12 protein-coding genes are annotated in these 16,927 nt (G+C 33.3%); 10 read left to right on the top strand and 2 right to left on the bottom strand.

What is annotated here, in order from left to right; genetic code table 11:
• Positions 1-23: 23 nt before the first annotated feature.
• The 3 genes from SFA27_RS13685 to SFA27_RS13675 all read left to right on the top strand — a co-directional run bounded on the left by SFA27_RS13685 (position 24) and on the right by SFA27_RS13675 (position 5,588).
• Positions 24-1,049, top strand: coding sequence for a terpene synthase family protein (locus SFA27_RS13685; RefSeq protein ID WP_407292749.1), 1,026 nt, complete (start codon positions 24-26; stop codon positions 1,047-1,049).
• 391 nt (positions 1,050-1,440) lie between these two features.
• Positions 1,441-2,424, top strand: a complete 984-nt coding sequence (locus SFA27_RS13680; RefSeq protein WP_407292747.1) for a terpene synthase family protein — start codon at positions 1,441-1,443, stop codon at positions 2,422-2,424.
• 53 nt (positions 2,425-2,477) lie between these two features.
• Entirely contained in the window at positions 2,478-5,588 is a 3,111-nt protein-coding gene (locus SFA27_RS13675; protein WP_407292745.1) for an amino acid adenylation domain-containing protein, read from the top strand.
• 614 nt (positions 5,589-6,202) lie between these two features.
• On the opposite strand, the gene SFA27_RS13670 is transcribed toward SFA27_RS13675, so the two are convergent.
• The gene (locus SFA27_RS13670) at positions 6,203-6,991 is read right to left on the bottom strand and encodes an MBL fold metallo-hydrolase (RefSeq protein WP_407292743.1); all 789 of its coding nucleotides are present in this window, start codon (positions 6,989-6,991) and stop codon (positions 6,203-6,205) included.
• A gap of 227 nt (positions 6,992-7,218) precedes the next feature.
• Positions 7,219-8,106, bottom strand: coding sequence for a helix-turn-helix domain-containing protein (locus SFA27_RS13665; protein WP_407292741.1), 888 nt, complete (start codon positions 8,104-8,106; stop codon positions 7,219-7,221).
• 646 nt (positions 8,107-8,752) lie between these two features.
• Between SFA27_RS13665 and SFA27_RS13660 the strand changes: the two genes are divergently transcribed.
• The 7 genes from SFA27_RS13660 (at position 8,753) to SFA27_RS13630 (ending at position 16,896) form a co-directional block, all read left to right on the top strand.
• Positions 8,753-9,502, top strand: a complete 750-nt coding sequence (locus SFA27_RS13660) for a hypothetical protein (protein ID WP_407292739.1) — start codon at positions 8,753-8,755, stop codon at positions 9,500-9,502.
• 176 nt (positions 9,503-9,678) lie between these two features.
• Complete coding sequence (locus SFA27_RS13655; RefSeq protein WP_407292737.1) at positions 9,679-10,989, top strand: hypothetical protein; 1,311 nt, start codon at positions 9,679-9,681, stop codon at positions 10,987-10,989.
• Between the two features lie 611 nt (positions 10,990-11,600).
• The gene (locus tag SFA27_RS13650; RefSeq protein WP_407292735.1) at positions 11,601-12,932 is read left to right on the top strand and encodes a helix-turn-helix transcriptional regulator; all 1,332 of its coding nucleotides are present in this window, start codon (positions 11,601-11,603) and stop codon (positions 12,930-12,932) included.
• Between the two features lie 576 nt (positions 12,933-13,508).
• On the top strand, positions 13,509-14,945 hold the full coding sequence (locus SFA27_RS13645) for a hypothetical protein (protein ID WP_407292732.1): 1,437 nt from the start codon (positions 13,509-13,511) through the stop codon (positions 14,943-14,945).
• A gap of 37 nt (positions 14,946-14,982) precedes the next feature.
• Positions 14,983-15,369, top strand: a complete 387-nt coding sequence (locus SFA27_RS13640) for a transposase (RefSeq protein WP_407292730.1) — start codon at positions 14,983-14,985, stop codon at positions 15,367-15,369.
• Entirely contained in the window at positions 15,366-15,686 is a 321-nt protein-coding gene (locus SFA27_RS13635; RefSeq protein WP_407292728.1) for a helix-turn-helix domain-containing protein, read from the top strand. Before SFA27_RS13640 ends, SFA27_RS13635 begins: the two co-directional genes overlap by 4 nt.
• A gap of 244 nt (positions 15,687-15,930) precedes the next feature.
• Positions 15,931-16,896 carry a BPSS1187 family protein gene (locus SFA27_RS13630; protein WP_407292726.1) on the top strand — a complete coding sequence of 322 codons (966 nt, stop codon included), beginning with the start codon at positions 15,931-15,933 and terminating at the stop codon, positions 16,894-16,896.
• Positions 16,897-16,927 lie beyond the last annotated feature (31 nt).

Here is a 16,927-nt window from a genome sequence, read left to right as displayed (position 1 = left end):
ATTTACCAATAAAATTCAAATCTATGAAACAAGAACTTCACATCCCGATTCCTAAATATCCCTGGAAATATGTTGAAAGCACTTTAATGTTTGCTTTTGATGAGATAGAAAAAAAATGGATAGAAGAAGATTATGCTTATCTGGGGGCAGAAAGCATGAGAAGGTACATCCATCAGAATATAATAAAAGTTGTACCCTACATGTCCCCGACAACAACGGATCCGAACATGCTGATACCTAATTGCCGATTTTTGCTATATGAAACCTACTTCGATGATTATGTGGAAATCATGCCGTTAGAGGAAGTTAAAATACTTAGGGATCGTGCATTTGAGGTAATGACGGGAGATAATGCTCGTCCCGATGAAATTGGAATGTTCAGGCAAATGGAGCAAGCAAGAAAAGAGTGGTTAGCGAACGGTATGCCTCAATTTTGGATCGAAAGAATTGCAAAAAGCTTTTGGGAATTCGTTACTTATGGAATTATGGAAGAAACCCATTTTAAGCTTACTAAGACCTATCCCACTTTGGCCCGTTACTTAGTAATCAGGAGCCGATCAATTGGGCAGATAGCTTTTTCTGACCTAATTGCTCCTGCAGTCGGCTCTGCACTTCCGGAGCATATTTATAATCATCCATCAATTCAAAGGGTATTATTCCTTCAATCAATTATTATAGCTATACAAAATGACTTCCTATCCCTAAGGAAGGAAATGGCAACTGAAAATGAAAACTTTAATATCATACTTTTACTCCATCATACTCATCATCTTTCCCTTGAAGATGCTTTTGTCAAGGCAATGGGCATCCATGATGACTTTGTAGTTGAACTGGAAGAAATTTCCCAATGTCTTCCAGACTTTGGATCATATCAAAAAGAAACAGAGAATTATGTTTACCATACAAAGCTGATGGTTACCTGTCTGAATGAATGGTATCACCGATCAGGAACAAAGCGTTATGAAGCTGAAGGCTTTGCAACCCCCAAATATGGTGTACAAGGTGAAAAGCCTTTAGACTATGATATAAAATACATTCGTCAAGAATAATTTTAATGGTATTATAACAACCCTATTAATTTTAAATATCCCAATCAAACTCTAATAAGTCACTATTTTGTCTCGCTAAAAATGAAAATGGTTAGCTGAATAGTGACTTTATTATTTTTGGAAATATAAAGAAACTTTAAATAGATGAAATTGAGAGATACAATCCGTAGAATATAGGTATTGTCTACTTAAAACATTCAATTGTAATATAATTATAACGACTCAAACAAAAAGAGTTTGCTAGAGAATAATATACAAGAGATTGGTTGTATTCTTGAAGCTGAATTTGTACACGCATGAAAACCTTTTGATTTTTTGTGAAATGTTGTTATGTCTTGATGGTTTCGTGCACAAATAAATTATATAATATAACACGAAAATAATTATTAAAATGAAACAACAAGATATTCCTATTCTACAATATCCGTGGCCTTATGAAGTTGGACCTTTTTCTCAATTATTTTATGAAGAACAAAATCATTGGATTGATACTGATTATCAGTTCATGTCAGAAGGTACAAGAAATGAATATAAAAAACATGGTCTTGTAGAAGCTGCATCCTATATGTTTCCTGCAGCTATGACCAAAGAGCAAATTAGGCCAATAGCAAGATTCATGGTTTGGCTGACACTATATAATGATTATTATGAGGTTTGTCCGACACATAAGCTTGTTGGTATTCGAGATTATATCATCGATATTATGATGGGAGCGAGTCCTAAAGCGAATGATATTGGATTAATACGGCAGGTGGCTTTAACCAGACAGGAATTTATACCTTATGTAAATGATACATGGTTCCAACGCTGGGCAAAAAATTTTTATAATTATACTACCTATGGAATTATGGAAGAAGCCTCCTATAAGCTAAAGAGGGAATTTCCATCTCTTAGTAATCTTTTACTTATACGTGAATATTCAATTTTTATGTATCCATATGGAGATCCTGTGGAACCCTCTATTAATTATATTCTTCCCGATCATATATCTGAGCATCCAATTATAAAACGTTTGAAGATGTTGATGTGCCGAATTATGGCCATTCAGAATGATTTTGCTTCGGTAGAAAAAGAATCAGTAATTGATACGGAAGTCTTCAATATTATATTAGTGATAAAAAATCAGTATAAAGTTTCTCTGGAAGAAGCTATTGCTGAGGCAATGCATATACACGATTCATATGTGGTTGAATTTGTGGAGTTGGAGAAGAATCTTCCTGATTTTGGTTCACACCAAAAGAATATGGGAAGGTTTGTGCATAATATGGCACTAATGATTTCAGGATTGGGAGAATGGTATCACAAAGGTAATTCTACTAGATACAAAAATCCTGGTGAATTTTCTAAACCTGAATATGGAGTATCGTTATTATAAATGTAAAATCAAACCACACAAAAATTACATTCATTTTTAATCAAAATACTAATATGCCACACAAAATATCAACATCAGAAATACCAGCAAATTCCACAGCTATTCCTTTAGCTACAGAAGAAAGAAATAAGCTATTGAATAAATTTAATGAAACAAGCTGGGAGTACAAAAAAGAAGAAACTTTAGGTTCACTATTTCAAAAGCAGGCAAATATTTATAAGGAAGATATAGCCGTAGTGTATCAGGACCAACAAATGACGTACCGCGAGCTTGATCAGAAAAGTAACCAAATTGCCAATGCTTTAATAGCAAAAGGCGTAAAAGAAGGAGCATTTGTTCCGGTCTGGCTGGACCGCTCTTTAGAATGGGTAATTACAATTCTGGGTATTATAAAAACCGGAGCTGCTTATGTACCTATAGATCCTACCTATCCTGTAAAGCGGGTAGCATATATTCTTTCGGATACTTCTTCGGAAATTATTATTACGAACCGAACATTGGGGCTGCTTTTACCTCAAAATAAAAATGTTGAAATCTTTTACTTTGATAAAAAAGAAGAGCTTAATAACTTGTCGATACAAAATCCAGAGGTCATATTAAATCAAGATAATTCGGCATACACGATCTATACTTCAGGATCTACGGGAAATCCTAAAGGAGTCATCGTTTCTCATCACAGTATACAGCATTTGGTAACCTGGCATAATCAGTTTTTCCACGTAAATCATACTTCCAGATTAAGCCTGGTTGCTGGATTAGCATTTGATATATCCGTGTGGGAAACTTGGTCAGCACTCACTGCAGGGGCAATGTTGTTTATAGCTGAGAATGAAGAACGAACAGATGCCTCTGCTTTAGTAAATTACTATCATACAAATCATATTACTCATGGTTTTGCTCCTACAGTATTGGTTCCTGAAGTTATCAATCAGACAAAAAAGTACAATGATATGGATTTACAATACCTTTTTACAGCGGGAGAAAAACTGAAACCAGTTTTAACAGATGGGCTAAGCTATGAGCTGATTGATTATTATGGACCTACCGAATGTACAGTATATGCTACTTTTAAAAAGGTTAGGGATGTGAATGGTGAATATATTTCTTCTATTGGTAAACCAATCGCAAATACTCAGGCGTACATCTTAGGAAGCCAAATGGAATTATTACCTTTTGGAGCTACAGGAGAATTATATATTGGTGGTGTTTTATTGGCGAAAGGTTATCTAAACAATGAAGAGCTTACTGCCTCTAAATTCATTACCAACCCTTTTATGGAAACAGAAAAGCTTTATCGTACAGGAGATCTTGCCAAGTGGTTACCTGATGAAAATATACAGTTTTTGGGAAGGGTTGATAATCAGGTTAAAATTAGAGGATTTCGCGTTGAGCTGGGGGAGGTAGAACGTACAATTATGCGGCTGGATAGTGTGCAGGAAGCAGTTGTCATTACAAAAAATACAGCAGGAAATAATAAATACTTAGTTGCCTTTATCAAATTAAAATACGGAATAGAAAAAGATATTACTGTGATTAGGCAGCAGCTAAAAGAGGAGCTTCCGGGCTATATGATTCCTGCTCAAATTATTACAATTGACAGAATACCGCTTACTGCAAACGGTAAAACAAATACTGATCTACTGAAGGAACTAGCAGATAAACATGCAAGAGAACTTGTTTCAAATGAGCCGCCAACCAATGAAACAGAAAAAATTATAGTTGATATTTGGTCTGAAGTATTGGAACGGCCGGTGATCAATATTACAGACAACTTTTTTGATATCGGAGGAAATTCTCTTCTTGTCGCTATTGTAGCAATTACATTGCAAGAAAGGTTAGGGGTAAAAGTCTATTTGCGGGATATCTATCAATACCCTGTATTGCAAAATTTGGCAGAGATGGTGATTACCCGTGCTAAAGAGGAAAGAGAAGCAATTGCTGACGAAGATGTAGAGCCCTATATTGAATTACAACAAGATGTTTACTTAAATCCGGGGACTGTGTTTGTAGGAAATTTTGATCCTCAAACATTAGAAAACCCTTCTGCAATATTTTTAACGGGTGCTACAGGCTTTGTTGGTATTCATCTTTTGCAAGAACTTTTAGATACCACTCACGCCAATATTTATTGCTTGATAAGAGCCCAGGATGAGTTTCAGGCAATGGAAAAGATAGAGGGCTGTTATAAACAGTTTCATATTGTACAGAAAAATCAACAAAAATCAAGAATTATCCCAGTATTAGGTGATTTGACATTACCATCTCTAGGACTTTCAGATGAATCTTTCACTAAGCTGGCAACAACGCTTGATCTTATTTACCATTCAGGCAGCTCTGTTAATTTTATTGAGCCTTATTCTTATATGAAAGCTCCGAATGTAGAAGGGCTAAGAGAAATCATCCGACTTGCCGGAGCTGAAAAGACCAAATGCCTCGCCTTGTTATCTACGATTTCTGTATACAGTTGGGGGCATATATTTACAGGCAAAACGACTATGTTGGAATCTGATGATATTGAGCAAAATATAATGTCAGTAAGCAAAGATATTGGTTACGTAAGAAGTAAATATGTAATGGAAGCGATAGCAGATCTTGCATCAAAAGAAGGTTTACCTTTAATTACCTATCGTCTTGGGTATGCAATGTGCCACAGTGAAAGCGGTGCAAGTGCACCTTATCAATGGTGGTCTGGTCTGGTTAAAAACTGTATTGAATTTAAATCTTATCCTGCACTTACAGAATTAAGAGAAGGATTGATTACAGTTGATTATATGACGAAATCTATGGCGCATATCACGAAAAATAAAGAGGCTGTCGGAAAGAAATTCAACCTGATCGCAAGCCCTGACACTAATCTTACATTAGAAGATTTCTTTGGCTTGCTTAAAAAATATTATTCTCATCAGCTTGAACCTCTTTCGTATAAAGAATGGAGGAAACAGTGGGAAAATGACAGTAGAAATAGGTTGTATCCATTGACCAGTCTTTTTAAAGACAATATGCATGAAGGTTTGTCTACTGTAGAACTTTATCAGAATACCTATGTTTGGGACTGTTCCAATGTCATTGAATTCTTAAAAGGATCCGGTATAAAAGAACCTGAATTTAATAAGCCTTTGCTAGATTCTTATTTAAAATATCTTGAAATTCCTTTTGAAAATTAAAAATCACCAAAATAATGGAAAATATATGGTATCTGCCACTTTAAATACAACAAGTGAATTTAACTGAGCCATTAGAAAAATACTCAGTTAATTTTAGCCGAATGTAAATGTAGTTACAGGAAAAGAGATCATTGGAGAAATTGTCCGTTCTCTAAATGTTATTATAAGTTTTTTGGAAAACTGATTAAGAATTTCAGAATCAGAAGACTTTGACAAGACCCGGAGCAAAAAGAGCTCTATGATTTTAGTTTCGGTAAGGCAAAAGGTGTTATAGTCCTGAATTTGATTGATAATTTATTCTCTGACTGTAACGAAAAAACAGCATACGTAGTAACGGGAATAGCTTATATAATTCTTATATTACAATTGATATACCCTCATTGATAAAAGTATATGTTTTTTATGCCAACGAAATTACGGCTGACGGCTATTTCACGATTCCTGATATGGGAACTGTTACCCCTATTTTTTGTGATTTTTGCTAATTCAATACACCCTAGATAAAGTAGATGTATATCTTCCTCCTATGCATCATTCATATTATACTCTAAAAATGTCTGTATTATACATTGTATAATACGGACATTTTATGGTACAAAAGCTATATAAATAGGCTACAGCTCTATGGTTTCACCATCTTCTGGTATCAATACAAAGTCGGCAATATTATTATCAATAGTATATTGACGAAGCTCTTTTCTACTAAGTAGACAGTGGTTTAAAGCTTCCATATGCATTACTATAATTTTTGCGTTGGGTAAAATTTTGTGTACACGAAGAACATCTTCCTTTCCCATAATAATAGAACCAAATCCATTGAGTTGTGCATCTCCAGCATTCAATATCACAACATCAGGTTTAAGAGTTTTAAGATTTTGTTCCACTTGATCGATCCATATTGTATCACCTACAAAGTACACTGATTTCTCGTCAGATTGATTGAAATATAGTCCTGATGCATCACCTAAGCTTTCAGCTACTTGTGGAACCGCAAAGGCTTCATTGGAGCCGTGTTGACAGTCTGTCATCTGAATCAAAACACCTTCGAATGCCGTTTTTTCTTCGATTACCGATACGTTGGTAAATCCTGCAGATCTTACAGTATTGGCATCTGCTGCATTCTGGACAAAAATAGTTTTATCCTTTGGAAGTAGATTCATAGCAGCGTGATCCCAATGATCCGGATGAAGGTGCGTGAGAATAATTACATCTGGATCTAATAATGTTTCAACAGGAACTGGTAATGAAACCAAAGGAATACGGAGCTCAGCATTTGGTGTTCCCTCAAATCCGGGATATGCTTCTTTTTCTGCTAGCATCGGGTCTATCAAAAATATCTTTCCCCCATATTTAAATACATTTGTAGCATTTCTGATTAATTGGAAACTTGTTGTCTGTGTCATTTTTCTATTGTTTAATTGTTTATCAAATTATATAAACAAAGTTGGTGGAATTTGAAATTTTACATTCTACCATAACTGTAATTTATTATACCAATTTGATAAGCTGTATTTAAACGGAGCAGAAATATTTTTTCCATTGTTGCTACTATTTGAATGAACTTCAATAAGAAAAAGTGTATGGAAGATTACCCTGTTATTTGTTAGGATAGAAACTAAAAAGAACCATTTTAGGAGTTTTTTAGTTTCATTTGCTGGTGAGAGGAATTGATAAATTCTGTTGTAGTCATTCCTGTCATTTTTTTGAAAAATCTCATGAGGTGTACAGGTGCTGAAAAATGGAGGTCAAAAGCTATTTCAGTAATCGTCTTTCCTGAATATGCGATTTCATTTTTTATTTCAAAGAGAAGACGCTGTTTGATAAGATCATTCGCAGTTATTCCAAACTGATCTTTTACAGATTTATTTAATGAAATTCTGCTGATATTCATCATATCAGTATAATCTATAATTCTTTGTTTTTCTTTGATGTGTTTTTCCAGTAAAATCTTAAACTGATAGGAGTAGTTATTATCTGGTTTTTTTAATGAAAGCTGGTTTTTTTTCGCGTATTCTCTATTGAGTGTCTGTAATATATAATAGATCAGAGATCTTATTATATGTGCACTATCCTGTTTGGTTGTTTGCAGTTCTTCCTTGATTTCATCAAGCATCATTGTATATCGGTTCATTTGCTCTTGTGCTAGAGAAAGAGTCAAAGGAGTACTTAATTGATAGAAGTACAATAGTCCTGTAATAAAAAATTTATCAGCAAAGAAGTCATTAAGGAAATCTTCCTGAAACAAGAGAGTCATAAATTCAGATTTTTGAAGATCTATTTTCCACTGTCTTTTCTGAAAAGCGGAAATAAAAATTACTGTATTGTTTTTTATTTCGATAGTATGTTGGTTTAACATCAATATTCCTGAGCCTTTTATAAAGAAAAGTATCTCAAAGAAATCTGTGTTATATGCTTCATCAATTTCGTTATAATATTCGTGAAGATGCTCCTCACCACTTAGAATATTAAGAAGGAAATCAACACCACATTCACTTTTATGGAATTTTATTGTTTTCAATTAAACAGTTTTTGGCTGATCAAAGATACCTAAAACTAACTAAATGTGGTGTCCAAATCCAAGCTTATTCTATTTTGAAGAATACTATCGATTTCTCCATAAATAAGATTGTATTTTGATAAAAAATAGAGAATTAAATTGCAGAAACAGGTCAGATAGAGCGATGTTTTGTGAAGTAAATTACTTGTATTTTTTATGGAATTTTAGAATCTAATATACTTGTATAAAATCTATTCAGTATTAACAGGGACTTCACTATTGTGATATTGAGCACTTAAAGGGGGGGGATGTACAAAGCACTTCTGGAAACTATTATAGCTGCATTATATTATTAAAGAAAAAGAATAATAACCATCAGATTCTGTTTTAGGTCAATCATTTATACCGTAGATTCTCCACTAGAGCATGTGATATAATGTTAAAAACAGATAAAAAAGCAGATATTTTCTTAACAGATTCCTAGGGAAACTAAGTTTTAGTATGTTAATTATTATATACCAATTTCGTGTACCGGGGTGAAAATATTTTGAAAATCAGCAAGTTGTATTTTGCAGTATAAATGCAGTAAGGGTAGTGGAAAATAATTCCTATAATTTTATTGCAAATTTTTAATATGGTTTTCTAACTATTAAAAAAATAAAAAGCAATGAAAAAAAAATTATTACCTCTGACAGTTCTTTTTTATGGATTATCTTTAGCACAAGTTGGAATAAATACAACTTCGCCTACACAAGAACTCGACGTGAATGGCAATGTGCGTTTTCGGAATGTTCCTGAAAATGCTATTCTTGACAATACGGACAGGGTATTGCTGTTACAGGGAGATGGAACAGCCAAAAAAGTTACAGTGAGTTCTTTGCAGCCTCCAGGAAAATTTGCTTTGGATGACATTTATACGGTGACAGCTACTGTTCCTGTTGATAAGAATATTGCAGGTACCTACAGTTCTAGCAACTTTAAGATTGATAATGTCGATATCCAGATGAATCAATCTATAATTATTCCTGCAAAAACAGATGCATTGGTTATTGTTAACTATTCGGTTCCTATGGGAATGGGAAGCAATTTCACCTGTGCAAACTATTTGTGGTATTATGGAATAAGATTCTTGAAAGATGGGGTTGAGATGCCCCAAGGTTCTAGAAAGTTTACCTTTTTTAGAACAGATCAGTCAGCAAAAGTATCTACAATTTCGGGCTCCTATTCTGAGAAAATTACAAATAACACACTTACAGATCTTACGGTGACCTATTCTTTAAATGGATATTTAGAATTTGATAGTGGTACTATTGCTAATCCTTGCATTATAAGATTTAATATGAATAGTGCAACAGGAGAGAACTATAATTGGGGAAGGGCTAATATGAATATACAGATGTTTAAAAAACCACTATAATATCAACGTTGCTAGAAAGCCGTGATATATACATGGTATTGAAATAAGTAGTAATAACGAAATGAAAAGGACTTTAATCTAGTAACCATAGAAAACTTAAAATAGATAGGAATTTAAATTACTTTTTAACACAAAAAACATTCAAAATGAACACAAAAAATTTATTTTCAATTGGTTTGTCATTGCTAAGTGTAGCTTTATTTGCACAAACCGGCAATGTAGGAATTAATACGACAACACCAGGTACCACACTTGATGTTAACGGTGCCATTACCAACCGTGAAACAGCAGTCAATGTTGTCAGCAATACTGCTACCGTTCCAGCCAACATAAGCCAGATACGGCTTACAGGAGCTGCTACAGCAACTGTTTCAATTTCTGCGCCAGCCGCACCTAACGCGGGACAAAGACTTGTTATTTTTAACAATACATCAGGTGGTTTTGGCGCAACACTGAATGGGGTTACAATCCCAAATGCAAAAGCTTTGGAATTTGTTTATAGCAATGGAGGATGGATATCTACTGATGGAGGAACAGTTGGTGCAGTTCCGGTTAATATTTATACAGCAAATGGTGCACTCAATAGTAACAGAGTCGTATCACAGGGAGCTAACACCTTAGCATTTACAGCAACTCAGTCCAATGCTTTTTCGGTAGCTGGAAATACTTTTTCAGTAGATGCCTCCAATAATAGAGTAGGAATCGGGACAACTGCACCAGATACTAAGTTAACTATCAATACAGCAGATAATAATTTTGGTTTCCATCACACAAATGGAACGATTAGCCTTAAGTCTTACCTCGGAGCAGGTGCTGCATGGCTGGGAACAACAACATCGCATGATTTAAATTTAGTAAGTGCTAACACTTCACGAGTGACAATGACAGCAAGTGGCAATGTAGGTATTGCTACAACTACACCAACAAATACATTGGATGTAAATGGTAGTGCTAGATTTCGTTTGTTACCTACACAAACCACACTTGGGACTTCAAATATGTTGCTTTCTGATGGCTCTGGAGTTGTTTCGCAGATTAGCGGTAATGACTTTATTAACACTTTGAAAACTCCAAATAATATTTTTAATGCTGAGCAGACGACCAGTATTGCAACCACCCTACCTGGAGGTGGAGCTTCGAACAGAGTTGTATTTGGGACAGTCAATATCAATACTGCAGGGGCAGGTACCTGGAATGCTGCTAATAATTACTATACAGTAGCCAAAAAAGGAATATATCAGATTGTAGCAGGAGTACGATTGGAAAATGCTGCTGATTTAAATTATGGACTTTATATTAATGCAGGTAGCCAAGCATGGACATTCGGCGGTGTTTCCCAACAAGGAAATATTTTTATAATATCCGGAACTTATGTAAAGTTGCTTAATGTGGGAGATATTATTTATTGTGATACAAAGTCAAGCCCTACTGGGGCTAGCTATACCCAAGGTATGTCTTTTATGCACATTATTTATACTGCACTATAAATGAAAATGTTTTAAAATAGGCATTTTAGTTTGGTAAAACCGATCAATTACTGTTTGGAAAGTCACATAACTATAATCATATAAATGAAAAAGATGAAAATTAGTTGCTATAGTACACTGTCTTTTTTTATTCACCAAAGCTTTAAGTAAGTGTACTATTATTTTAAAGGCGATTTTAAAATCGCCTTTAAAATATAAAAGAGGTCAATTTTGTGATGGCAACAGCTCATTATTTTTTTGAAATAATTGTATTTTTTTAATAGTTCATAATTTTGATGAAAAGCATTTTTTATTACTGTAAAAACATATTATGGATACTCACTCTAATTCCCAACTGCTTGTATTTCTAGATGATTTTTTAAATCAATAATTATTTAAAAACATGATTTTGTTATTTTATGTTTTAATAATTTAAAATCTTAATATCTAAATAAAAATAACAGCGACAAATAAGAACGACATTCTATATATATTTACTTGCGATTTATCCTAAACTTATTTTAACCTATCTTCTAATATCTATGACTCATTTACGAAACATTTTTTTTGTTCTGTCATTTTTCCTAATAAGTCATTTCAAATCTCAAATCACCATCACGAAAATTGACAGTATGCAAACTCAATCAGTTAATAAATATCTTATGCGTGGTGAATTGTATAAAGTCGTACAATTAGAAACGGAATTGAGAAAAGAATGTCAGAAATTACATTATAAAAAGGGTGAGATACGAGGTTATCTTAATATAGCCACTGTACTAAGTGTTATGAAAAAAAATAAAGAGAGTTTTCAGATGCTCGAAAAGGCAGAGAATGAATTAAGGGATAAAGATGATTACAGCCTTAAATCATATATGTATTTTGTGTATGGTACCAACTATAATTCTCTGGGATTACATGAACAGGCAATCAAATATTTTGATGATGCTTTTGTAATGGCTCACAAGATAAAAGACAGAAAAGAAAAAAAGTATAGGCTTTACAGCATTTATGACTGGAAAAGAAACAGTTTCGAATATCTAGGAATTATGGATTCTGTCTACAGTAATGAGCGGAAATGTATGAAATCACCTATGCCAATGCTATATATTACAATTGCTGAAAGGCATTTTAAGTTAAAGAATATAGATTCAGCTGAATTTTATATTAATAAAGCTAATGAGCTGCTATATACTAAGAAAATTCCAATTGAGGGTAAAGCTAACGTACTTAGAGCTTATGGCATGCTGAATATTGAAAAGAAGAATTTCAATAAAGCATTAGAATATTTATTTAGTTCTGTAAACATCACTTCAAAAGCTCATTTGAGTAAACGAACCCTGGAATCTTATAAATTGATCATAGAGGCTTACAAAGGTTTGAATCTTTCTGAGCTTGAAAATGAGTATCTAATAAAATACTCCGTTTTAAATGGTAGTTTACAGCAAGAAGAAGATGCTGGAATTAATACAGTTATTAATCGAATGCATAAAGAGCAAGTAAAGAAAGAAAGAAGTGATCATTTTATTTTTTTTTGCATCGTACTTAGCATAGGTTTGGTATGCGGCGTTATAATATATCTTGTTTTTAAATTTTCTAAAAATCGGGAAAGAATTAAAGATAAATTAATAAATGAGAAAGCAAAAGAATCGGACGAACTTAAACGGAAATTATCTTGTACATATGAAGAACTGATACGACTTGCTAAACAATCCGATCCTTCTTTTATTATTATTTTTAATGATCTTCATCCATCCTTTTGTAATAGTATTACTTCAAGATATTTGGATATAAATTCAAATGATTTAAGATTATGTGCCTTTATCAAACTAAACCTTTCAAGCAAACAAATTGCAGAGTATGATCATATATCGGTTCGAACTGTTGAATCTAAGAAATATAGATTAAGAAAAAAATTAAATCTTTCTCGCGATATAGATCTCTATAAATGGGTCCAATATTTTTAAATTATATCAATTTTTTATTTACTTAACTAAAGTTATATTGTTTAAAATCAATATTTTATATCATGCGGTATAAATGCAGTAGAGATTTTTTTTTGTCAATCATATAAATTTGTCTTAGAACTTAACTAAGAAATGAAAGTTGATAGACTATTACTACAAATACAAAAATCTACTAAAATAAAAAATCAATAAATAAAATTTAAGAGATTCTAAAAACACTACAGCATACTTTGATCTGTTTGCAGACTCCTGTCGTTTTCCCTCACTTATAATTGCAGGAGTTTCTAATAGAAATAATGAAATCTGAGAAGGGTTTCATTATTCAAGAAGTGCAATTTTCCAAAAAAAAAATAAAATTAAACAAATGAAAAAAATATTATCAAGATAGAAGGCTCAGCTTATTCAGCTTATTTTACTAGGGGAGGAGCTTTGTCAGTACATCCCAAAGGAAAGGTATTAATCTTATATATTACAAAATGGGACTGCACTTGATAATATTGTAATGGAAGTACAATCGTCAATTATAAAAGAAGTTGGATAGATTTTCAATTAAAAAACACAACACAATCCATACAAATGATAAAAACATTATTTCAAGCAGGGGCGTTTCTTTACGGAACGCTTCTGTATTCTCAGATTGGGATTAACACCCCTCAGCCTAAAGCCAGTCTCGATGTTCATGGTTTTGAAACTGATGTAAAAAAAGCAGATGGCTTAATAGCTCCAAGGCTTACCGGAAATCAATTGAAAACCAAAGATGCACTATATACTGATGATCTTAAGGGGGCAATAGTATATATAACCGAAAGTGCAAATCCGGTTAGTATTAAAACAGCTGATGTTATTTCTGCAGGATATTATTATTTTAATGGAAGTATTTGGGTGAAAATGGAAGGAGGAACTTTTAAAGGTGATCCCTCTCCAGATGCTTTTATAGATGATGGGGCTAATAATATGGTGAAACTTGGAACTTCTTCACTAGGAAACACTAGAATAGCAAATTCAGATTTTGTCATTAAAGATAATGGAAATGTTGGAATCGGTACAATTTCTCCCACTCAAAAACTTGAGGTAAGTGGAAATGGTAAGTTTGACTCTGACAGTACTTATATTGATATTATTTCCAGCGGAATAAATCCAGCGAACGTTAATTTGATCCGTAATAACAGCGGAACTAATTTGTCGAATGGAAATCTGATCGGCTATTTTAATTTTAATGGAAGAGTAAATGGTGTTGATAATACTCCTTTATCAACAATTGTTAGTAATTATCAGGGAAATGGAATTGGAAACGAATCTTCCATAGACTTCCGTACCAGTGGAACCTCAAATGTTGATATGAAACTAGATGAAAACGGTAATTTAGGAATTGGCACAACAACACCTTCTAAAAGGCTGGATGTTCAGGGCACAGGAATTATTTCAGGGAGATTAGGTGTTGGAGTAACTGACCCTGAGAATAAGCTAGATGTAGATGGGAATGCCCGGTTCAGAGCTGTTCCTTCGGGAACTCTAAATGATACGGATAAATATGTCGGAATTACAAGTGATGGAACTTTAAAGAAGTTTGATGCCTCTCTTCCCGCATTTGGAGTGTTTGCGTCCAGTACTCAAACTGTTACTCGAAACGCGGATGGAGCACCTCGGACCTTAGCTTTTGATGAGGTTAATAAAATCGATAATGCTTATATTACAAAGACTGGCCCTAATGTTTTTAGAGTAAATAAATATGGAATTTATACTGTAGAAGTTTGGGGATTATTTTCCGCTATACCAGAAGCTAATGATGGAGTAAGAATTGGGTGTACAATAAAAGTAGATACGGGTGTAAAAAGTGCTCAATTAATTGGCAGCCGATGGGAGCTAGGTGATGGGACAACAAATGTAACAAGAACAGTTATCCTAAATGCAAACAGTGATATCACAGTAGAATCTCGATGCTTGCGAACAGGAAGCCAACAATATAATACAGCTCCAGGATCTACTGTTTTTATTACATATATGCCTTTATAATTATATGATGAACTTCAAGATTATTCATATTGGACAGATGATAGAACAGAAAATTGCAGAGAGTGAAATAGAAATATGCCGTATCTGTAGTTTTTTGAATGTTACAGAAGCTGACTTGAAGCTAATTTATGGGTCAGCAAGTATTGACAGTGATTTACTGTTAAGAATATCCAAATTAACTGACTATGACTTTTTTCGTATTTATTCCCAGCACTTGATTTTATATTCACCGCCTAAGGGGCTGCAAATTCAACAGGATAAAACGGGGCTGCCTGTTTTTAAAAAAGGAATTTATTCGAGGGAGGTTATTGAATTTATTTTGGAACTGATTATAACTGGTAGAAAAACAAAGTCTCAAATCATTAAGGAATATCGTATACCTAAGACAACCTTGTATAAATGGATAATAAAATTTCAGAAATGAACAAATACCCCAATTACAGTAAGATCTACAAAGACCTTGTTGAATTAAAATATCCAGAGAAAGAGATTAAATGTAAAACATTACTACAAAAGAAAGTTTTATCTGCATTAGATGTGATTAAACTAAATTATTTGCTTTTCAGTAACGAGTCGGATAGTTTTAATCAAAAACTTCGTTCTTATGATGAAACTGCTATTTTAGAGATTCTGCTGTATCAGAAAATTAATGGGTTTAATAATACGGAAGTAGCATCTCATTTTAAACTCAGTCGTAATACAATAGCCAAATGGAAAAAATTATTTTGGGACAAAATCTAGAGCTCAGATTTATCAGTGTTTTCTAATATTTATTTTTTTAATGCCTTTGGCAGTTTGCTTGAGTCGAAATTTATCTGAACAACTTGAAACCGTTTACTAGTGGTAATTGTAAGAAAATAAGTTTATTATAAAATTGTTGATTTGACCAATAATTTATGTATTCAACCTCCTTGATGTACACAAATGATATAGATTTCATTTTAAAACTTTTCGAAGTGCTAATTACTTTAAATAATTTAATATATTGATTTTAATACTAAATACTAATGAAAAAAAAATTGTATTCTCCATCATTGTGCCAGTTATTTTATTTGTTCTTATTGTAAATCCAACTATCAGTATGACAGCACAAAGTAAAGAACCTTTTATTGATTTTACCAGCTATAAAATCCTTAAAATAAAACCCAGCGAGACTGATCCTAGTGTGCGAAATTGGGATAGTGTACATGTGGTGTATTACGATAGAAGTATCAAGAATAATAAGATATTATTATGGCTTACGGGTACTAATGGATCAACCAGCCATATCCCATTAAATTTTTTTAAAACAGCACTAGCTCAAGGTTATCGAATTATAGCCCTCTCTTTTATAAGTACACCTGGTGTTTCACAGATATGTGTAGGAAATAAGCTGAATGAAGATATCAATTGTGCTGCAGAATTTCGTAGAAAACGTATTTATGGGGATATTGACTTCTTATCTATTCCGGATCAATACGAGGATGCTATAGTACCTCGTTTGGTAAAGCTCTTACAGTATTTGTTAAAAAATGATAAGGAAGGTTTATGGTCACAATATCTCTATCATAGTACAAATAAGCCAGTTTGGAACAAAATAGCTATAGCCGGTCAATCCCAAGGCGGAGGTATGGCTGAATTTATTGCCCAACATGAATCGGTAGCAAGAATATTGAGCTTTTCTGGAGGATGGGATTACAGCAATTCAAAAATGAAGAAGATTGCTGGATGGTACTCACAAAAATTGATCACACTGCGTGAGAATGTTTTCGCAACTTATCATGTACAGGAATCAGCTGCTGTACAATTAGCTGAAATAAACAAGACTTTAGATATCCCTACAGATAATGTTTTTGCATTAAGCCAACCTCTTCTGAAACAAAAACTAAGTAGCAATCCATATCATACAGAGGGAATTCAGAACCCTATCTATAAACCTATTTGGATAAAAATGCTGGGTTCGGGATTGTAGAAAATACTTTTCTTTTACTTGAACTAGTTCA

It is taken from the genome of Chryseobacterium sp. HR92, assembly GCF_045689405.1.
Taxonomy (GTDB): Bacteria; Bacteroidota; Bacteroidia; order Flavobacteriales; family Weeksellaceae; genus Chryseobacterium; species Chryseobacterium viscerum_A.
This window is presented reverse-complemented; position numbering and strand designations above follow the sequence as displayed.